Source organism: Pseudomonas sp. zfem002, from assembly GCF_032621685.1.
Taxonomy (GTDB): Bacteria; Pseudomonadota; Gammaproteobacteria; order Pseudomonadales; family Pseudomonadaceae; genus Aquipseudomonas; species Aquipseudomonas japonica.
On record NZ_JAVYJH010000031.1, the window covers coordinates 1 to 18,757 of the forward strand.

Sequence of the window (18,757 nt, forward strand, 5' to 3'; positions counted from 1 at the left end):
ACCTGCTGTCAACTGCCTTTTTCAACCGCCTTCGTCAACGACCGAAGCACTTCCGATACTACCTGAAACATCCAACTCATTGATTCTCAAGGAGTTTTCCGTTTCGACTGCGCCGGAAGTGGGGCGAATTATAGAGAGATAAAACAGCACGTCAACACTTTATTTAAACTTTTGTTACGGAACGCATTTTCCGACTACCAAACCGCGGCAGGCGCTGGTTGACCGCCGGTACGCGCAGGAGCAGCAACCCCAGGCCAATCACGGCATAGACGCTCCACTCCTTGAGGTCCGCCCGCACGATCCAGAGAAAGTGCAGCAGGCCCAGACCGAGAATCACATAGACCAGTTTGTGCAGGCGCTTCCAGCGCGCCCCGAGCCGACGCTGGCTGTAACGGTTGGAGGTCAGCGCGAGGCTCAGCAACCCGAAGAAGCCCAGCACCCCAACGATGATGTACGGCCGCTTGCGCAACTCGACCGTCATTTGCCCCCAGTCGAGACCAAGAATGAAGAAGAGATAAGCGCTCAGGTGCAGTGCTATATAAGCAAAGCACCACAAGCCCAACTGCCGGCGGACCACAATCCAGCCGGACCAGCCGGTCACCCTCTGCAACGGCGTCATCGCCAGGGTGATCAACAGAAAGATGAGCCCACCCAATCCGAGGCGATCCACCAGCACCTTGCCCGGATCCGGCCCCAGCGCGAAGATCCATGCCTGATACAGCCACAACAGCGGCCATACGGCAGCCAGAACGAAGATGCACAAGCGCAACCATGGATAGCGCATCAGTAGTTCTTCCTCAGGTCGAGGCCGGTGTACAGCGAACTCACTTCTTGCGCATAACCATTGAACATCTGCGTCTCACGCACATTGGGGCTGAACAGACCGCTCGGCAACCGGCGCTCCCGTGCCTGGGTCCAGCGCGGGTGATCCACCGAGGGATTGACGTTGGCATAGAAGCCATACTCCTCCGGTGCAATGCGCTGCCAGGTGGTTTGCGGCTGCTCGCTGACCAGACTGATGCGCACGATCGACTTGATGCTCTTGAACCCGTACTTCCACGGCACCACCAGGCGCAGCGGCGCGCCATTCTGGTTTGGCAGCTCGCGGCCATACATCCCTACGGCGAGAATAGCCAAGGGGTTCATCGCCTCATCCAGGCGCAAGCCTTCCACATATGGCCAGTCGATCAAGGCGAAGCCGGAACGCTGTCCCGGCATGTGCTTGGGATCCTGCAGCGTTTCGAAGCGCACATACTTCGCCTGCGACGTCGGCTCCACTTCCTTGAGCAACGCGGCGAGCGGAAAGCCCAGCCAGGGAATGACCATCGACCAGGCCTCCACACAGCGCAGCCGGTAGATCCGCTCCTCGAGCTGATAAGGCTTCACGAAGTCCTCGAGCGCGTAACGCCCCGGCTTGCCAACCTCACCATCGATGACAACGGTCCAGGGCGAGGTCGGCAAACCACCGGCATTCTCCGCCGGGTCGCCCTTGTCAGTGCCGAACTCATAGAAGTTGTTGTAGTGGGTCGCGTCCTTGAATGGCGTGATCGCTTCTCCCTGTGCGGTCACTGCCTGCCAGCGGGTGGCCGGCAATTTCTCGGTAAACCAGGCCGGCGCCGCACCCGGCTCCGCATCGGCATAACGTGACACCTCGCCCGCGCCAGCCCATCCAGGCAGTCCGGCAATAGCCAGACCCGCCACGGAAGCACCGAGCAGGGATCGACGGGAAAGATAGAGCGACTCAGGCGTGACCTCCGACTCAGAGCAGTCGGAGGCCCGGGGGAACTTGATCAGCATGATGACTCCGCAGAACCGCAGGACAGATGCTGCAGTAGACTACGGAGTCTGAAAAATATTGCAGCCCTACTCCGCGTTTTTCCGGCGACGTATGCGTAACAAATATTGAGCCGGGCCGGACGCCGCGTAGGCGAGGAAGATCAGCAGCAGGATACGCGGCGGATCACTGAAGACCACGGCAAACACCAATACCACGGCGAGAATCGCCACGAACGGCACCCGACCTTTAAGGTCCAGTTCCTTGAAGCTGTTGTACTTGATGTTGCTGACCATCAGCATGCCTGCGCCGGCAACCAGCAACGCGACCAGGAACGACAGCTTCGAGCCCTGGATACCGTAGTCACTGAAGGCCCAGACCGTACCGGCGACGACACCCGCCGCGGCCGGACTGGCCAGGCCGATGAAGTAGCGCTTGTCGGCCTTGCCCACCTGGGTATTGAAGCGAGCCAGACGCAGCGCCGCACCGGCGACATAGATGAAGGCGACCATCCAGCCGACCTTGCCCATGTCACCCAGCGCCCAGCCAAAGGCCAGCAGCGCTGGTGCCACACCGAAGGCAACCATGTCGGACAGCGAATCGTACTCGGCACCGAAGGCGCTCTGGGTATTGGTCATGCGCGCAACACGGCCGTCGAGACCGTCAAGCACCATGGCGACGAAGATGGCGATGGCGGCGAAGGCAAAATACTTGCTCGCCTCGCGAGGATCACCGGCACTCAGGGCACTCTGGGCGCTCATCGAGTTGATGATCGAGTAGAAACCGGCGAACAGGTTCGCGGTGGTGAAAAGGTTGGGCAGCAGGTAGATGCCGCGGTGGCGGACTTTGCGTCCTTCGGCGTCATGTCCTTCTTCGACATGCTCATCGATCGGTAGCAGGCTTTCGGCGTCAGAGGCCTTGTTCGGCTCTTCGGGACGTTCGCTCATGGAGATTACCTTGCAACGGTTTGGAAAGTTTCGACAAAGGTTCGCGGCGAGGGTTCGCCGACAAACGGATGGAAAGCTTATACCAGAAGCTGACCCCGGAAATGAAAAAACGCGGCCGAAGCCGCGTTTTCATTGCATCAAAACCAATCAGTTCTTGGTTTTGTCGACGATCTTGTTCGCCGAGATCCAAGGCATCATCGAGCGCAGTTGCTCGCCGATGATCTCGATGCCGTGGGCGGCGTTGTTGCGACGCTTGGCGGTCATCGATGGGTAGTTGGTAGCACCTTCGCTGATGAACATCTTCGCGTACTCGCCGTCCTGGATGCGCTTCAGAGCGTTGCGCATGGCTTTGCGGGATTCTTCGTTGATGACTTCAGGACCGGTCACGTACTCGCCGTATTCGGCGTTGTTGGAGATCGAGTAGTTCATGTTGGCGATACCGCCTTCGTACATGAGGTCGACGATCAGCTTCAGTTCGTGCAGGCACTCGAAGTAGGCCATTTCCGGCGCGTAGCCAGCTTCGACCAGGGTTTCGAAACCGGCTTTGACCAGTTCGACGGTACCGCCGCAGAGAACGGCCTGCTCACCGAACAGGTCGGTTTCGGTCTCGTCCTTGAAGGTGGTTTCGATGATGCCGGTACGGCCGCCACCGACGCCAGCGGCGTAGGACAGGGCGACATTCTTGGCGTTGCCCGAAGCGTCCTGGTAGACAGCGATCAGGTCAGGGATACCACCGCCCTTGACGAACTCGGAACGAACGGTGTGACCCGGGGCCTTCGGCGCGATCATGATCACGTCGAGGTCGGCACGCGGAACGACCTGGTTGTAGTGGATCGAGAAGCCGTGGGAGAAGGCCAGGGTAGCGCCCTTCTTGATGTTCGGCTCGATTTCGTTCTTGTACAGGGTGCCCTGGAATTCGTCCGGGGTCAGGATCATGACCAGGTCGGCAGCGGCGACGGCGGTAGCGACGTCAGCGACTTTCAGGCCGTGGGCTTCAGCCTTGGCAACGGTAGCCGAACCTTTACGCAGACCGACGGTGACATCCACACCGGAGTCCTTCAGGTTGCACGCCTGAGCGTGGCCCTGGGAGCCGTAACCGATGATGGCAACTTTCTTGCCCTGGATGATCGAGAGATCGCAGTCTTTGTCGTAGAAAACTTTCATGAAAATACCCCTGTTATCTCGGCCTTGTTCAGGCCATTCGCTAATTTTGTCGAGTTAGATGCTGAGCACTTTGTCGCCACGGGCAATGCCGGTGACACCGCTACGCACGGTTTCCAGGATGGACGCAGTGCCGATTGCCTGAATGAAGCTGTCGAGCTTGTCGCTGGTGCCGGTCAACTGCACGGTGTACACGCTGGCGCTGACGTCGACGATCTGCCCACGATAGATATCGGTGGTGCGCTTGATCTCGGCACGCTGGGCGCCAGTGGCCTTCACCTTGACCAGCATCAGTTCGCGCTCGATATGAGCACTTTCCGACAGGTCGACCAGTTTGACCACCTCAACCAGTTTGTTCAGGTTTTTGGTGATCTGCTCGATCACCTCATCATGGCCAACCGTGGTCAGCGTCAGACGCGACAGGGTCGGGTCCTCGGTCGGTGCTACGGTCAGGCTTTCGATGTTGTAGTTGCGTTGCGAGAACAAGCCGACGACGCGGGACAGGGCACCGGGTTCGTTTTCCAACAGCAGGGAAATAATGTGCCGCATATCAGGTCCGCTCCGTCTTGCTCAGCCACATGTCGCGCATCGAACCATCCTTGATCTGCATCGGATAGACGTGCTCGCTGTTGTCGACCTGGATGTCGATGAACACCAGGCGATCCTTGAGGGCGAAGGCTTCTTCGAGCTTGGGCTTGAGGTCCTTCAGGCTGGTGATGCGGATACCCACATGACCATAGGCTTCAGCCAGCTTGACGAAGTCAGGCAGCGACTCCATGTAGGAGTGCGAGTGACGGCTGTTGTAGGACATGTCCTGCCATTGGCGAACCATGCCCAGCACACCGTTGTTCAGGTTGACGATCTTCACCGGCAGGTCGTACTGCAGGCAGGTCGACAGTTCCTGGATGTTCATCTGGATACTGCCCTCGCCGGTGACACAGGCCACGTCGGCCTCCGGGAAGTTCAGCTTGACGCCCATGGCCGCGGGGAAACCGAAGCCCATGGTGCCCAGGCCACCGGAGTTGATCCAGCGGTTCGGCTTGTTGAAGCGGTAGTACTGCGCCGCGAACATCTGGTGCTGGCCCACGTCGGAGGTGACGAAAGCGTCGCCCTTGGTGACTTCGCACAGGGTCTCGATCACGGTCTGCGGCTTGATGACGCTGCCGTCGCCCTTGTCATAAGGGAACAGTCCGCGGTCGCCGCGCCACTCTTCGATCTGCTGCCACCAGGCATCGATGGCCGCCTTTTCAGGCTTCTCGCCGATCTCGCGAACGGCAGCGAGCATCTCGGTGAGCACGCTCTCGACCGGTCCGACGATCGGGACGTCAGCCTTGACGGTCTTCGAGATCGACGCCGGATCGATGTCGATGTGGATGATCTTGGCGTTAGGGCAGAACTTGGCCGGCCCGTTGATCACGCGATCGTCGAAACGCGCGCCGACAGCGAGGATCACATCGGCATGGTGCATCGCCAGGTTGGCGGTGTAGCTGCCGTGCATGCCGAGCATGCCGACGAACTGGCGATCGGTACCTGGATAGGCGCCGAGCCCCATCAGAGTGTTGGTCACCGGTACGTTGAGCAGTTGCGCCAGTTCGGTCAGTGGCTCGGAGCCACCACCGAGGATCACGCCGCCGCCGGCATAGATGATCGGACGCTTGGCTGCGAGGATCATTTCCGCCGCCTTGCGGATCTGGCCGGAATGGCCACGGACTGCCGGGCTGTAGGAGCGCAGCTTGACCTTCTTCGGATAGACGTACTCGAACTTTTCAGCCGGGTTGGTCATGTCCTTCGGAATGTCGACGACAACCGGGCCTGGACGGCCGGACTGGGCGAGATAGAAGGCTTTTTTCAGGACTTCAGGGATTTCCGAGGCATGTTTGATCATGAAGCTGTGCTTCACGATCGGCCGGGAAATACCGATCATGTCGGTTTCCTGGAAGGCATCGGTACCGACCATGGTGCTGGGCACCTGACCGGAGAGGATGACCATCGGAATGGAGTCCATGTATGCGGTGGCAATGCCGGTGATGGCGTTAGTCGCGCCAGGACCGGAGGTCACCAGTACCACGCCGGCCTTGCCGGTAGCACGGGCGTAACCGTCCGCCATATGGGTAGCTGCCTGCTCGTGGCGAACCAGGATGTGGTGCACTTCCGGTTCTTTGAACAGAGCATCGTAAACATGAAGGAGAGCACCACCAGGGTACCCATAGATGTGCTTAACGCCTTCGTCACGCAAAAAGCGGACGACCATTTCAGCGCCAGATAAAAGCTCCACGTTGTTCACCTCTAAAACGCCAGAATACCGTTCGCTCCGGAACGGGTCTTAATAGGTTTACTGCCAAGCAGAGCATGAGCGACGGAATCGCCGACTACGTCAGCACTGACTGAGCAAGTATTGGGAGCGCCCCAAAGTGTTGCGGGGTTTTCCCACCCAGCGCGAGGTAACGCGTTGCGGGGTGTAACAGGTCGGCGCGGGTGTGCGCCTCATGATCTGCTTAGCGGGTCTGCTTCTGGCAGTCCCCCTACAGCGGACTTTGGATTGTTCTGATTCGAACTGCGCAAGTCAAGTGACTTCACGGTTTAAATTCCGCCGCAGCGCCTCTGCCAGCCGCACGGAAACGTTTGCGCTGACCCGCGCCAAACGAAACGGGGCCGCAAAAGCGGCCCCGGACGATAAACGGCAGAAAAATCAGGCAGATGGACTGATCAACTGATCGAACTCCGCCAGCAGCTTGCGCAACTGACGACTTTCCTCAGGGCGATCGACATACACCGTCTCGGCCATCACCAGAATGCCCGAGGCATTGGGTAGCGGCAGGCCACGTTCGAGGATCTCCTTCATGCGCGGCAGGAAGATCCACTGCAGCCATTGCTCGAAGCTCATGCTGTCGACCGCGAAGGGCACGGTACTGGCCAGCGCCTCGGCACTCGGCGCCGCATCGCTCCACCAGCCCTGCACATGCAGTTCGCGCTCGATCAGCAGCAGGTGATCGGCGATATCCAGGATGCGCGAATCCATCACAGCGTGGCCTGGGCTTTCTGCCGCGCCAGGGCGGCACCGGCGGCGTCACCCTGCTTTTCGCGGGACTGGGCGATGATGTTCCACAACCCGGCTTGCAGGTCGGGACGGCCGTTGGCGTAAGTCAACGCGCGACGCGCCAGTTGCTCGGACTGCGCGGCATCACCCTGGGCCAGGCGGACCTGGGCCAGACGGTACAGCACCTGCGGCTCGCGCGGTGCGATGCGCTGCGCGCGCTCCAGACTCGACGAAGCGCCGTTGTAGTCACCACTGCCCTGCTGCTGCTGGGCCGTGGTCAGCAGCGCCAGCACCGGACCATCCAGTTGCTCGTCCGCCGACAGGCCGCCCGCGCTGCTGTTCGCCCGCGGAATGCCGGTCGGCGCGGAAGGCATGGTGTAGCTGCCCGCGTTGCTGCTCGGCGCCGGGGTGAATGGCTCCGACGTCACAGGCCCGGGAGTGATTGGCCCGGTGCTGATCCCGGACGGCGCGGTGGAGGCCGGGAAAGTCTGGATCGGCGTGGCACCGCTGCCTTGCGGGATCATCACGGTCACGCCGCTGTCCTGCGGAATCGATTGGTTCTGGCTGGTGCCGCTGCGCACCGCCGCGGTCCCGGTACGATTGGCCTGGACCCGTTCACTGTTGGACACACGGGTACCCGAGTCCACCACCGGAATCGAGCCACGCTGCACGGTGGCGCAGCCGTTGAGCAAGGCCAGCGCCGTCAGGGCAGGAAACCACCATTTTTTCACGTCACGTCCTCTTGGCAATCGCCGATTAATTCATCCAGCCCTTGACCCAGTCCATGACCGAGTCGGCTGGTGTCTGTTCGCCGCCGCAGGCCGCGCCCGCGACCGGCTCGCTGCCGCGAATATACGGCATCTGCACCGCGCCCGGGCAGCTCGCGTCGGAGCCCTGGCCGGTGCGCGGATCGACCCACGCCTGCACCACGTTGTCCGGCTGCGGCATATCCAGCGGCAGCGGGTCGGCCTTGCGCATGAAGCTGGTCCACACCTGCAAGGCACCGGTGGCACCGGTAAATGGCGTCTTGCCGTTGTCGTCGCGACCGAGCCAGACCACCGCCAGCAGGTCCTGGCTGAAGCCGGCGAACCAGCTGTCGCGCGAGTCGTTGCTGGTACCGGTCTTGCCTGCCAGGTTCAGGGAGCTCGGCAGCACGTTGTACACCGAGCGCCCGGTACCTTCGCGCATCACCCGCTGCATGGCGTTCTGCACCAGGTAGATGGAGCCCGGGTCGAAGCGCTGCTGGATCTGGAATGGATAGCGCTTGAGCGGCTCGCCTTCGGCGGTCAGGACGCTGCGGATACCGCGCATCGGCGTATTGAAGCCACCGTTGGCCAGGGTCTGGTACATGGTCGCCACCTGCATCGGCGACATGCCGCCGGCGCCCAGGAGCATCGACGGGAACGCCGGCCAGTCGACCTCGACACCCAGTCGTCCTATGGTTTTGAGCACATTCGGCACACCCAGTTCCAGGCCCAGCTTGGCCGTCGACAGGTTGTAGGAGTTGGCCAGGCCCTGGTACAGGTAGATGGTGCCGTGCGGGCGACGATCATAGTTCTGCGGCTTCCACACCTGACCATCGGCGCCCTTGACCGAAAACGGCTCGTCCTGCACCCAACTGGTCAGGGTGTACTGGCTCGGTTTCTCCAGCGCGGTCAGGTAGACCGCCGGCTTGACCAGCGAGCCGATCGGCCGTACCGCGTCGATCGCCCGGTTGAAACCGGCGAATCCGGCCTGGCGACTGCCGATCAGGGCCTGGACCTCACCGGTTTCCGGATTGGTCACCACCATCGCCGCCTCGACTTCGTCCGCGCCCTTGCGCCCGCCCAGGCGCTTGAAGGTGTCAGCCATCGAGGACTCGGCCTTCATCTGCAGGATCGGGTCGAAACTGGTGAAGATGCGCAGCCCTTCTTCGGTGAGGTCTTCGTCGCGGTAGTCCTGGCGCAGTTGCCGCTTGACCAGGTCGAGGAAGCCGGGGAACGAGCTGTCGGCCAGACTGCCACGCCTGGTCACGCCCAGCGGCATCTTCTTCGCCGCTTCGACCGCTTCCGGCGTGGCCACGCCCTGCTCCGCCAGCAGGTCGAGGACCAGGTTACGCCGCTGCAGGGCGCGCTCCGGGTAACGCCGCGGGTTGTAGTAGGACGGCCCCTTGACCATCCCCACCAGCAGGGCCACCTGATGCAGCTTCAGTTCCGACAGCGGCTGGCTGAAGAAGAACTGGCTGGCCAGGCCGAAGCCATGCACCGCGCGCTGGCCGTCCTGACCGATGAACACTTCGTTCAGGTAGGCCTCGAGGATTTCCGGCTTGTCGTAATGCAACTCCAGCAGCACCGCCATCATGGCTTCGGTGAGCTTGCGGCTGAGGCTGCGTTCGTTGGTCAGGAAGAAGTTCTTCACCAACTGCTGGGTCAGGGTACTGCCGCCCTGGCGCATGGCGCCGGACGAGGTGTTGACCCACATCGCCCGGGCGATGGACTTGGGCGAGACGCCCAGGTGGTGATAGAAGTCGCGGTCTTCCACCGCCACCAGGGTTTCCAGCAGGTAGGGCGGTACCTGATCGAGCTTGAGCAGGATGCGGTCTTCGAGATTCTTCGGATACAGCCCGCCAATCAGCAGGGGTTCCAGGCGCACCACCGCCAGCTTGGCGTCGTTGGCCGCGCTGAGGCCAGCCACGTAGTCGCCGGAGAAACGCACGCGGACTTTCTGCGCCGGCTCCAGGCCTTCATAGAACTGGAAGCCGCGCGTGTTCAGGTCGACCGTATTGCCGCTGACCGCCGCCGCACCAGGACCATTGGCCACGCTTTCACGGCGATAGCCGAGCGCGTCGAGTTCGACGAGAAAGTCGTCCTTGCTCAGCTTCTGGCCGACGAACAGTTCCAGCGGCCGGGCATACACCTTGGCCGGAATGGTCCAGCGCTTGCCGGAGAATTTCTCCTGGACGATCGCATCGAGATAGACGGCAAAACCGGCCAGCACCACAAGACCGACCAGGCTGAGCTTGATGGCCCAGCCGAGCCAGGCGCGAGCGCGACCAGACGGTTGTTTTTTCGGGGTACGGGAGGATCGGGTACGTGTCATGGGCGCGGATTATACGCACTTTATCGTTCATCGACAGACGCCCTCCGGCGGTTTCCAGACGGCATGCTTGCCGCCATAATGGCCGATTGAAATCCCATTTGTCCCGGAAGGATCGCCCGTGAGCCAAGCCTTGATCGCAGCCCTGCAGAACCCCGCCCTGTACCCCCATCCGGTGAAGGATTTCCGGGTTATCGAGACGCATATTTCCTGGGTCGTGCTCACAGGCGACTACGCATACAAGGTCAAGAAACCGATGAACTTCGGCTTCCTCGACTTCACCGAACTGTCCAGCCGTGAACACTTTTGCAACGAAGAACTGCGCCTGAACCAGCGCCTGACCGATGGACTGTACCTGGACGTCCTGCCGATCACCGGCAGCGCCGAGGCGCCGCAACTGGGCGGTGCTGGCGAGCCGATCGAGTTCGCCCTGAAGATGCGCCAGTTCCCCCAGGAGCAGATGCTCAGCACCCTGCAGGCGAACGGTGAGCTGACCGCCGCGCACATCGACCAGATGGCCAGGCAGATCGCCGAATTCCACCTGCAGGCGCCGCGGGTCGCCGTCGAGCATCCGCTGGGCACGCCGGAAAGCGTAATGGCGCCGGTGGAACAGAACTTCGAGCAGATCCGTCCATTCCTCAGCGACAAGGCCGACCTGCAACAGCTCGACGCCCTGCAGGCGTGGGCCCGCAGCAGCTTCGACCGCCTGCACAAGCTGCTCGCGGAGCGCAAGGCGCAAGGCTTCATCCGCGAATGCCACGGCGATATCCACCTGGGCAACGCCACCGTCATCGACGGCAAGGTGGTGATCTTCGACTGCATCGAGTTCAACGAGCCGTTCCGCCTTACCGATGTCTACGCCGACACCGCCTTCCTCGCCATGGACCTGGAAGACCGCGGCCTGAAGTCGCTGTCGCGGCGCTTCGTCAGCCAGTACCTGGAACTCACCGGCGACTACCAGGGCCTGGAACTGCTGAATTTCTACAAGGCCTACCGCGCCCTGGTGCGGGCCAAGGTCGCGCTGTTCAGCATGCCGGCCAACGCCGATGGCGTGCAGCGCGCCACTACCCTGCGCCAGTACCGCAACTACGCCAACCTGGCGGAGAGCTACAGCGCCATTCCTTCGCGCCTGCTGGCCATCACTCACGGCGTGTCCGCGGTGGGCAAGAGCCATGTGGCGATGCGCCTGGTCGAAGCCCTCGGCGCGATCCGCCTGCGCTCGGACGTGGAGCGCAAGCGCCTGTTCGGCGAACAGAGCGCCGCGGCGGCGGGCCAGCTGCAAGCCGGCATCTATAGCACCGACGCCAACCAGGCCACCTATGCGCGCCTGCATCATCTGGCCGAGGTGATTCTGCGCGCCGGTTTCCCGGTGGTGATCGATGCCACCTACCTGAAACAGGCACAACGGCAGAACGCCGCCGAGGTTGCCAGCGAGACCGGCGTGCCGTTCCTGATCCTCGACTGCAATGCACCGCAAGCGGTCATCGCCAGCTGGCTGGCGCAGCGTCAGGCAGATCAGAACGACCCGTCAGACGCCACCCTGGAAGTGGTTGCCGCGCAGCAAGCCAGCCGCGATGCCCTGAGCGCCGAGGAACTGCTGCAGAGCAAGCGTGTGGAAACCAACGAAAGCACCAGCCTCGACGATCTGGTCAAACAGATCCGCCAACGCCTGCCAGGCCTGTAAAACCGCTGGAGGCGTGAAGCAGTCCACACTTCACGCCTCTGCTCCGCGGCTTCCGCACTGGGTGACACTATAATGCCATTATCTGGCCACCCAGGAGGCGCGCTCCATGAATCAGCCACGGCAACTCGACAGCTCGCTGTACGCATTGATTCACAACGAGGACATCACCGGGTTCAACCGCGAGAAACCGCAGGACGCCAGCATCGATTTTCGTGATGGCGACTTCCGCGGCCTCGACCTGCGCAACCTCGATGCCTCGGGCATCGACTTCAGCGGTGCCTATTTCCGCGCCGCCGACCTGCGTGGCCTCGACCTGCGCGATGTCCCGCTGGAGGGCGCGAGCCTGGCCCATGCGCAGATCTCCGGGACCTGGTTCCCGCCGGAACTGAGCGCCGACGAAATCCTCATGTCAGTGAACTTCGGCACCCGCCTGCGCTATCGCACACGCTGACACGCGCCCGGCGAACCCCCCGGGCAGCTTCTTCCCAGCGGCACTGGCAAATAGCCGCGTTATTGCCAAGTGCCGCTACACTCCTCATTGATTACCCGCGACTTCCTCCACAAGATCCGTTCAGCCGGCGCAAGGAGGCTTGATGAACGACGAACTCCAGCACCTGAAGAATCTTGGCAAGACCTCGGCGCAATGGCTGCACGCGGTAGGCATCCACAGCGCATCGGACCTCCGCCGCCTCGGAGCGGTGGATGCCTATCGGGCGGTACGCACGCGGGGATTCCGGGCATCGAAGGTGCTGCTGTACGCGATTGAAGGCGCTCTGCTGGATGTCCACTGGAACGACATTCCCGTGGAGCGCAAGGAAGCCCTGAACCAGCAACTCGATGCGACGACCCAGCGGAAAAAAAATTGAAAATTTGTGGATTGGCCGATTGACTTCGAAATGAGAATCGTTATGATTACCACAACTGGTCGCGAGACTGGTTGGATAAGCTGAAAGACCTTGGTTCGGACTCTCAGATTATCTCCTCATCAGGCTAATCACGGTTATTGACCCGGCAGTTTTGCCGGGTCTTTTTTTGCCCGCGATTCTTCATTTCAGATCGGCACAGTAGTCCCGCTTCGGCAGGGCCGCGGTGAACCAGACATAATCCGCTTCCTGCGCACCAACCTGCTCGCCGACCTGCACCAGCATCAGCACCGGGTTGCCCGACACCGCGCCGAGATCCGCCAGATGCAGCGGTACGCCGACATCCTTGCGCGCGTGCTGCCCACCGGCCAGCAGCAGCGCCGGCGCGGGCGCCTGAAGCAGGCGCTGGGCCATGCGCCGATCGCGTTGCTGCTGCACCGCTAGCATGGCGGGCAACTGGCTCTCCGGGAGCATGCCGCAATGGCCCGCGCGCACCTCCTCCAGCAGCACCTCCCGCACCGCCGGTGCGTTGGTGCGCGGGCCGCTCAATGTCGGGGGGTTACGGTAGATGCTCTTCATTTCGTCGCGGTCAAGATTGGCCGCCAGCAGCGGATAGCCGCGGCTGAACGCCTCGCGCAGCAGCGGTGCATAGAACGTCCAGTCCCAGCCCTGGCGCCAGTCGATAGCGGCGGCCAGATCATCCGGCAGTGGTTGCTGCTGACGTACTGCATCGACCTTGTCCTGCTGCACCGGCTCGAGCATTTCCAGCAACAGGCTACCCTGCGGTCGCTGCTGGTTCAGCGCCTGCAACAACCAGAGCTGCAGCGCGTGGTGATCGGGATTGTCGTGCTGCTCGCCCACCAGTACCCGCGGCGCCACGGCCAGCCGCTCAACCAGTTGCGACGGAGTCAGCAGCTCGCCGCTGGCGGTTTCGCGGATCTGGCCAAGCTCGGCATGCTCGCGCCCTTCCGGACTCTGCCACGCCGGTAACGGCGGCAATGCCGGCAACGCGCCAGTGGAGTGACATCCCGCCAGGCCCCAGGCCAGCAGAAACAGGATGCCGAAAGACCAGGACCGGGACATGCGCAACTCCTATCGGGCAATGATGAGCGGATGCCCCCGCTCGGGATGAGGCTGGACCAGCACGTCGAGGCCGAACACTGCCTTCAGCGCCGCGGGCTGCAGCACCCGCTCGGGCGTGTCGAAGGCATGCGGCTGGCCGTTTTCCAGCAACAGGATACGATCACAATAGCGTGCGGCCAGGTTCAGGTCGTGAAGGATCACCAGCACCGCGGCGCCGCGATCGGCAAACCCGCGCACCGCCTGCAGGGTGGTGTGCTGGTGCAACGGGTCGAGCGCGGAGGTGGGTTCGTCCAGCAGCAGGGTCCTGCCCTGCTCGCCCGGCCACAACTGTGCCAGCACTCGCGCCAGATGCACGCGCTGACGTTCGCCACCGGAGAGTGCCAGGTAACTGCGCCCGGCCAGGTGCAGGGCATCGGTCGCTTGCAGCGCGGCGCTGACGATCTCCCGATCGCGCTCCTGCCCGGTGCGATGGGGCAAGCGTCCCATGCTCACCACTTCCTCGACCTGGAAGGCGAAACCCAGGCTCGACGCTTGCGGCAGTACGGCCAGGCGTTGGGCGCGTTCATGACCGGGCCAGTCGGACAGCGCACGCTCATCCAGCAACACGCGCCCGCGAGTCGGCGTCAGTTCGCCACACAAGGCACCGAGCAAGGTGCTCTTGCCGGCCCCGTTGGGCCCGAGCACACCCAATACCTCGCCGGGTCGCACCCTGAGTTCGATGCCGTCGAGCACGATGTTGCGCCCACGAACCACCTGCAAATCCTCGACCTGGAGCATCAGGCACGCCCCCGCAACAATAGATAGAGAAAGAACGGCGCGCCGATGAACGCGGTCACGATGCCGATCGGCAGTTCCGCCGGCGCCAACGCAAGGCGCGCGATCAGATCGGCGAACAGCAGCAGCGAAGCGCCCGCCAGCAGGGAAGCCGGCAGCAGCACACGGTGATCCGGCCCGACCAGGAGACGTACCAGGTGCGGCACCACCAGGCCGATGAAGCCGATCAAGCCCGCCGCCGCCACCGCCGCACCGACACCGAGGGCGGTGCAGAACACCAGTTCGCGCTTGAGTTTCTCGACGTCGAAGCCCAGGTGCCGCGCCTCCGACTCACCCAGCAACAAGGCATTCAGCGCTTCGGCGCGGCGCGGCAGCCACAGCGCCACGGCACTCGCCACCAGCACCAGCGGCCACAGGCGCTGGTAGCTGGCACCGTTGAGGCTGCCCAGGTTCCAGAAGGTCAGGGTGCGCAGGGTGGCGTCGTCGGCCAGGTAGGTGAACAGGCCCACCGCCGAACTGGCCAGGGCGGTCAGGGCGATCCCGGCGAGCAGCATGGTGGCGACGCTGGTCTGGCCGTCGCGCCGCCCCAGTCGATAGACCAGCGCGGTCACGCCGAGACCACCGAGAAAGGCGCATAGCGACAGCAGGTACGGGGCGAAGGCTTCCGGCACGCCTCCGGCCCAGGCACTGCCGACAATGGCAATCGCCGCACCGAGTGCCGCGCCGCTGGACACACCGACCAGCCCGGGATCGGCCAGCGGGTTGCGAAACAGGCCCTGCATGGCCACGCCCGCCAGGGCCAGCACCGCGCCGACGGCCAGCCCCAGCAAGGTGCGTGGCAGACGGATCTGGCCGAGGATCAGCTCGGCCTGCTCCAGCCCGTCCGCCGTCACCGGCACACCGAGCAGGCGCAGACCGGCGCGCAGGGTATCCAGCAACGGCAGGCTGACCGGCCCGAGCGCCAGCGACAACCAGATCGCCAGCAGGCACAGCGCGCCAAGGACGATGAACAGCGTGCGCGGCTTGACCAGTCGGATCATGGCGCCAGGCGCGCCTTCGCCGCCGGATAGAACGCCTGGGCCAGCGCCTGCAGGCCGGCCGGCAGGCGTGGGCCGAGACCACCGACCAGCAGGGTCGGGTCGAGGTCGACCAGGCGTTTTTCCTTGGCCGCGCGGGATGCGGCCAGGGCCGGGTTCTCCTTGAGCAGCGCCTGCAGGGCCGCGTCACCGGCCAGGGCGCGGTCGGAGAACACCACCACCTGCGGGTTCAGCGCCGCCAGGGTCTCGCTGGAGAAGTTCTTGTAGCCCTCGTGGGTCGCCAGATTGTGTCCGCCCGCCTGCTCGATCAGCCAGTCGCCTGCGGTGCCCTTGCCGGCGATCATCGGTTTGGCGCCAGCGTGGCCTACCAGCAGGATCACGCCGGGTGCCTTATCCGCGCCCTGAGCGGTTTTGATCCGCTCGCGCAGGCTGTCGAGCTGCTTGCGGTAGTCGCTGTAGCGCTGCTCGGCCTGCTCCGGCTTGCCCAAGAGTTCGCCAAGGTGCTTGAGGTTGAGCTGCACGGCCTCGAGATCGGCGCGACTGGAGAACAGTTCGACCCGCACCCCGGCGCCGCGGATCTGCGCAAGCACCGGCGGCGGCCCCATTTCCTCGGTACCGACCAGCACGTCAGGACGCAGGCTCAGCACCCCCTCGGCGGACAGCTGACGCTGGTAACCGATGCTCGGCAAGGCTTTCAGCGATTCAGGATGCTGGCTGGTGGTATCGACGCCGACCAAACGCGACTCGGCGCCCAGTTCGGCGATCCACTCGCTCAGCGCGCCACCGGCGCTGACCCAGCGCTGCGGCAGTTGCTCCGCCTGCACCGGGTTGAAGACGAGCCCGATACAGAGGGCGATCAGGCTGGCACATCGGCGCATTGGGGAGCTTCCTGTTCATGACGGTTCAAGGGAGGCGGCGGACAGGGTATAAAGGCGTCCGGCGCCATCGGGGCCAGCAATTTGATAATTATTTGCATTTGAGCGTCAAGCCGCCAGCATTCGCCACGGAACTCCCTGTGAAGCACTTCCTTTGTCATTCCGCCGAACTGGGCGAAGGCCAGAGCCGTGGATTCAGCCACGCCGGCCTGGAACTGCTCGGCGTGCGCCGCCAGGGCCGGGTCTACCTGTACCGCAACCGTTGCCCGCACCGCGGGATCCCGCTGAACTGGCAGCCGGAGCAGTTTCTCGACAGCAGCGCCAGCCTGATCGCCTGCGCCCATCATGGCGCGCTGTTCCTGATCGAAAGCGGCGAGTGCGTCGCCGGCCCCTGCGAGGGTGAAGCCTTGCAGGCCCTGGACTGCCAGGAAGACAGCCAGGGCATCTGGCTCAAGGATTGAGCAGCACCGGCAAGGCGCGATCGATGCGCACCTGCTGGTTGTCCAGCGCAACGCCGTAGGCCAGCACTTCCACACCGTCGAGCTGCGCCGCGCGCAAGGCCATGGCATAGCCCGGGTCGATTTCCTCCGCCGGGCGCACGCCTTCGATACCGTCGAGATTCACACAATAGAGCTGCACCGCACGCACGCCCTGGCGGGCCAGTGCCGCCAGTTCACGCAGGTGCTTGGCGCCGCGCTGGGTGACCGCATCGGGAAAGGCGGCGATGGTGCTGCCGTCGAAACCGAGCGTCACGCTCTTGACCTCGACATAGGCCGGACCGCTGTCGAAGGTCAGTTGGAAGTCGATGCGGCTTTTCTCTTCGCCGTAAGGCACTTCACGGCGCAACGCGGTGAAGCCCGCCAACTCACGGATCACCCCGGCCCGCAGTGCTTCCTCGACGATGGCATTGGCCCGCCCGGTATTGACGCAAGCCAGGCGCCCCTGCGGGGTTTCGCTGATTTCCCAGGTACCCGGCAGCTTGCGCTTGGGGTCGCTGGAGCGGCTGAACCAGACCTGGCCACCCTCCTTCATGCAATTGAGCATCGAGCCGGTATTGGGGCAATGGATGGTCAGTTGCTCGCCATCGAGGGTTTCGATATCGGCGAGAAAACGCTTGTAGCGCCGCAGCAGACGCGCCTCTTCGAGCACAGGAGAAAAGCGCATCAGCCTTGCCAGCTCCGCAGCCCGCGGGCAATCCGCTCCACCGCCTCGTGCAGGCGCGGCAGGCTCTGGGTATAGGCGAAACGCACATGATGACTGGCCTGATGGCGGCCGAAGTCGATGCCCGGCGTGAACGCGATGTGCTCGGTTTCGAGGAAGTGCCGGCAGAAGGCGAAGGCGTCACCGCCGAACTTGCTGATGTCGGCATATAGATAGAAGGCGCCTTGCGGCTCCACGGCGATGCCAAAGCCCAGTTCGCGCAAGGCCGGCAGGAGGAAATCGCGGCGGCGGGCGAACTCGGCGCGGCGCTCCTCGAGGATCTCGATGGTGCGAGGCTCGAAGCAGGCCAGCGCGGCATGCTGGGCCATGCTCGGGGCACTGATGTAGAGGTTCTGCGCCAGCTTCTCCAACTCGGGGATGGCCGCCGGCGGCGCGACCAGCCAGCCGAGACGCCATCCGGTCATGCCGAAATATTTTGAGAAACTATTCAGGATAAAGGCCTGGTCGTCGACTTCCAGGGCGCTGGGGGCATCCATGCCGTAGGTCAGGCCATGGTAGATCTCGTCCACCACCAGGTGGCCGTTGTGCGCACGGGTCGCCCGGGACAGCCCGGCCAGGGCATCACGGTCGAGCACGGTGCCGGTCGGGTTGGCCGGCGATGCCACCAGGGCGCCGACGGTGTCGTGGTCCCAATAGCGCTCGACCAGGTCGGCGTTGAGTTGATAGTTGACCTCCGGCCCCACCGGTACCAGTTGCGCCCCACCCTCCACCAGCCGCAGGAAGTGGCGGTTGCAGGGGTAGCCCGGATCGGCCAGCAGCCAGTGCTTGCCCGGATCGACCAGCAGGCTGCTGGCCAGCAGCAGGGCCCCGGAACCGCCGGGTGTAATAAGGATGCGTTGCGGGTCGATGCTCAGGCCGTAGCGCGTGGCATAGAAGCCGGAGATCGCTTCGCGCAGCGCCGGCAGGCCGCGGGCTGCGGTGTAGCGGGTATGCCCGGCGGCCAGCGCAGCCTGCCCGGCTTCGACGATGGGGGCGGCGGTGGAAAAGTCCGGCTCGCCGATTTCCAGGTGGATCACATCGTGACCGGCCGCCTGCAGTTCGTTGGCCCGTGCCAGCAATGCCATGACATGGAAGGGTTCGATGGCGCGACTGCGCGCACTGTAGGGCTGAGCCATTGGCCTTCTCTCAATTGGGACTAAACTGATGATTCTACCCGCGCGCCACGGCGAACGTATGGGTAAACCTCGCTGTCCTACCGGAGATAACCGGGAGTAGCGCACCCCGAT

Annotated in this window: 19 protein-coding genes; 4 read left to right on the forward strand and 15 right to left on the reverse strand. The window is 63.4% G+C overall.

The annotated features are described in order from the left end of the window. Positions 1 to 163 precede the first annotated feature (163 nt). The 9 genes from msrQ to mrcB all read right to left on the reverse strand — a co-directional run bounded on the left by msrQ (position 164) and on the right by mrcB (position 9,997). On the reverse strand, positions 164 to 784 hold the full coding sequence (gene msrQ, locus RTI28_RS26975; RefSeq protein ID WP_316923335.1) for a protein-methionine-sulfoxide reductase heme-binding subunit MsrQ: 621 nt from the start codon (positions 782 to 784) through the stop codon (positions 164 to 166). Further along, a complete protein-coding gene (gene msrP / locus RTI28_RS26980) occupies positions 784 to 1,797 on the reverse strand; it encodes a protein-methionine-sulfoxide reductase catalytic subunit MsrP (RefSeq protein ID WP_316923336.1) in 1,014 nt (337 codons plus the stop codon). Before msrP ends, msrQ begins: the two co-directional genes overlap by 1 nt. A gap of 66 nt (positions 1,798 to 1,863) precedes the next feature. Then, positions 1,864 to 2,721 carry a CDP-diacylglycerol--serine O-phosphatidyltransferase gene (gene pssA / locus RTI28_RS26985; RefSeq protein WP_316923337.1) on the reverse strand — a complete coding sequence of 286 codons (858 nt, stop codon included), beginning with the start codon at positions 2,719 to 2,721 and terminating at the stop codon, positions 1,864 to 1,866. A gap of 147 nt (positions 2,722 to 2,868) precedes the next feature. Then, positions 2,869 to 3,885 (reverse strand): ketol-acid reductoisomerase, encoded by a 1,017-nt coding sequence (ilvC, locus tag RTI28_RS26990; RefSeq protein ID WP_009398817.1) that lies wholly within the window; start codon positions 3,883 to 3,885, stop codon positions 2,869 to 2,871. Between the two features lie 54 nt (positions 3,886 to 3,939). Further along, positions 3,940 to 4,431 carry an acetolactate synthase small subunit gene (ilvN, locus tag RTI28_RS26995; RefSeq protein ID WP_042125802.1) on the reverse strand — a complete coding sequence of 164 codons (492 nt, stop codon included), beginning with the start codon at positions 4,429 to 4,431 and terminating at the stop codon, positions 3,940 to 3,942. Position 4,432: 1 nt separating this feature from the next. Further along, positions 4,433 to 6,157: an acetolactate synthase 3 large subunit gene (locus RTI28_RS27000; protein WP_042125827.1), complete on the reverse strand. Its 1,725-nt coding sequence runs from the start codon at positions 6,155 to 6,157 to the stop codon at positions 4,433 to 4,435. A gap of 414 nt (positions 6,158 to 6,571) precedes the next feature. After that, positions 6,572 to 6,904 carry a YqcC family protein gene (locus tag RTI28_RS27005; protein ID WP_316923338.1) on the reverse strand — a complete coding sequence of 111 codons (333 nt, stop codon included), beginning with the start codon at positions 6,902 to 6,904 and terminating at the stop codon, positions 6,572 to 6,574. Then, complete coding sequence (locus tag RTI28_RS27010; RefSeq protein WP_316923339.1) at positions 6,901 to 7,650, reverse strand: tetratricopeptide repeat protein; 750 nt, start codon at positions 7,648 to 7,650, stop codon at positions 6,901 to 6,903. Before RTI28_RS27010 ends, RTI28_RS27005 begins: the two co-directional genes overlap by 4 nt. 25 nt (positions 7,651 to 7,675) lie before the next feature. Then, entirely contained in the window at positions 7,676 to 9,997 is a 2,322-nt protein-coding gene (mrcB, locus tag RTI28_RS27015; protein ID WP_316923340.1) for a penicillin-binding protein 1B, read from the reverse strand. A 118-nt stretch (positions 9,998 to 10,115) separates the two neighbouring features. On the opposite strand from mrcB, the gene RTI28_RS27020 reads away from it, so the two are divergent. From RTI28_RS27020 to RTI28_RS27030, 3 genes are all read left to right on the forward strand, one after another. Next, positions 10,116 to 11,678: an AAA family ATPase gene (locus tag RTI28_RS27020; RefSeq protein WP_316923341.1), complete on the forward strand. Its 1,563-nt coding sequence runs from the start codon at positions 10,116 to 10,118 to the stop codon at positions 11,676 to 11,678. 106 nt (positions 11,679 to 11,784) lie between these two features. Beyond that, positions 11,785 to 12,129 (forward strand): pentapeptide repeat-containing protein, encoded by a 345-nt coding sequence (locus tag RTI28_RS27025; protein WP_316923342.1) that lies wholly within the window; start codon positions 11,785 to 11,787, stop codon positions 12,127 to 12,129. Between the two features lie 142 nt (positions 12,130 to 12,271). Next, positions 12,272 to 12,544 (forward strand): TfoX/Sxy family protein, encoded by a 273-nt coding sequence (locus tag RTI28_RS27030; protein WP_316923343.1) that lies wholly within the window; start codon positions 12,272 to 12,274, stop codon positions 12,542 to 12,544. 180 nt (positions 12,545 to 12,724) lie between these two features. On the opposite strand, the gene RTI28_RS27035 is transcribed toward RTI28_RS27030, so the two are convergent. From RTI28_RS27035 to RTI28_RS27050, 4 genes are read right to left on the reverse strand one after another with little or no spacing between them, the layout of a single operon-like run. Continuing rightward, positions 12,725 to 13,624, reverse strand: coding sequence for a ChaN family lipoprotein (locus RTI28_RS27035; protein WP_316923344.1), 900 nt, complete (start codon positions 13,622 to 13,624; stop codon positions 12,725 to 12,727). Between the two features lie 9 nt (positions 13,625 to 13,633). Next, positions 13,634 to 14,401, reverse strand: coding sequence for a heme ABC transporter ATP-binding protein (locus tag RTI28_RS27040; protein WP_316923345.1), 768 nt, complete (start codon positions 14,399 to 14,401; stop codon positions 13,634 to 13,636). Further along, positions 14,401 to 15,384 (reverse strand): iron ABC transporter permease, encoded by a 984-nt coding sequence (locus tag RTI28_RS27045; protein ID WP_316923363.1) that lies wholly within the window; start codon positions 15,382 to 15,384, stop codon positions 14,401 to 14,403. The genes RTI28_RS27040 and RTI28_RS27045 overlap by 1 nt, the downstream gene beginning before the upstream one ends. A 50-nt stretch (positions 15,385 to 15,434) precedes the next feature. Further along, complete coding sequence (locus tag RTI28_RS27050; RefSeq protein WP_316923346.1) at positions 15,435 to 16,313, reverse strand: hemin ABC transporter substrate-binding protein; 879 nt, start codon at positions 16,311 to 16,313, stop codon at positions 15,435 to 15,437. A 137-nt stretch (positions 16,314 to 16,450) separates the two neighbouring features. On the opposite strand from RTI28_RS27050, the gene RTI28_RS27055 reads away from it, so the two are divergent. Next, a complete protein-coding gene (locus RTI28_RS27055) occupies positions 16,451 to 16,771 on the forward strand; it encodes a Rieske (2Fe-2S) protein (protein ID WP_316923347.1) in 321 nt (106 codons plus the stop codon). On the opposite strand, the gene sfsA is transcribed toward RTI28_RS27055, so the two are convergent. Both sfsA and RTI28_RS27065 read right to left on the reverse strand, forming a co-directional pair. After that, the gene (gene sfsA / locus RTI28_RS27060) at positions 16,761 to 17,474 is read right to left on the reverse strand and encodes a DNA/RNA nuclease SfsA (protein WP_316923348.1); all 714 of its coding nucleotides are present in this window, start codon (positions 17,472 to 17,474) and stop codon (positions 16,761 to 16,763) included. The two genes, RTI28_RS27055 and sfsA, sit on opposite strands and share 11 nt — an antisense overlap. Further along, positions 17,474 to 18,646 (reverse strand): pyridoxal phosphate-dependent aminotransferase, encoded by a 1,173-nt coding sequence (locus tag RTI28_RS27065; RefSeq protein WP_316923349.1) that lies wholly within the window; start codon positions 18,644 to 18,646, stop codon positions 17,474 to 17,476. The genes sfsA and RTI28_RS27065 overlap by 1 nt, the downstream gene beginning before the upstream one ends. Positions 18,647 to 18,757: the final 111 nt, after the last annotated feature.

What these genes read in the sequence shown, in the direction of transcription:
- RTI28_RS27065 (WP_316923349.1), bottom strand. Translation starts at nt 18,646, where the DNA reads ATGGCTCAGCCCTACAGTGCGCGCAGTCGCGCCATCGAACCCTTCCAT.
- ilvN (WP_042125802.1), bottom strand. Translation starts at nt 4,431, where the DNA reads ATGCGGCACATTATTTCCCTGCTGTTGGAAAACGAACCCGGTGCCCTG.
- RTI28_RS27025 (WP_316923342.1), top strand. Translation starts at nt 11,785, where the DNA reads ATGAATCAGCCACGGCAACTCGACAGCTCGCTGTACGCATTGATTCAC.
- RTI28_RS27050 (WP_316923346.1), bottom strand. Translation starts at nt 16,313, where the DNA reads ATGCGCCGATGTGCCAGCCTGATCGCCCTCTGTATCGGGCTCGTCTTC.
- RTI28_RS27030 (WP_316923343.1), top strand. Translation starts at nt 12,272, where the DNA reads ATGAACGACGAACTCCAGCACCTGAAGAATCTTGGCAAGACCTCGGCG.
- msrP (WP_316923336.1), bottom strand. Translation starts at nt 1,797, where the DNA reads ATGCTGATCAAGTTCCCCCGGGCCTCCGACTGCTCTGAGTCGGAGGTC.
- sfsA (WP_316923348.1), bottom strand. Translation starts at nt 17,474, where the DNA reads ATGCGCTTTTCTCCTGTGCTCGAAGAGGCGCGTCTGCTGCGGCGCTAC.
- RTI28_RS27035 (WP_316923344.1), bottom strand. Translation starts at nt 13,624, where the DNA reads ATGTCCCGGTCCTGGTCTTTCGGCATCCTGTTTCTGCTGGCCTGGGGC.
- msrQ (WP_316923335.1), bottom strand. Translation starts at nt 784, where the DNA reads ATGCGCTATCCATGGTTGCGCTTGTGCATCTTCGTTCTGGCTGCCGTA.
- pssA (WP_316923337.1), bottom strand. Translation starts at nt 2,721, where the DNA reads ATGAGCGAACGTCCCGAAGAGCCGAACAAGGCCTCTGACGCCGAAAGC.
- RTI28_RS27040 (WP_316923345.1), bottom strand. Translation starts at nt 14,401, where the DNA reads ATGCTCCAGGTCGAGGATTTGCAGGTGGTTCGTGGGCGCAACATCGTG.
- mrcB (WP_316923340.1), bottom strand. Translation starts at nt 9,997, where the DNA reads ATGACACGTACCCGATCCTCCCGTACCCCGAAAAAACAACCGTCTGGT.
- ilvC (WP_009398817.1), bottom strand. Translation starts at nt 3,885, where the DNA reads ATGAAAGTTTTCTACGACAAAGACTGCGATCTCTCGATCATCCAGGGC.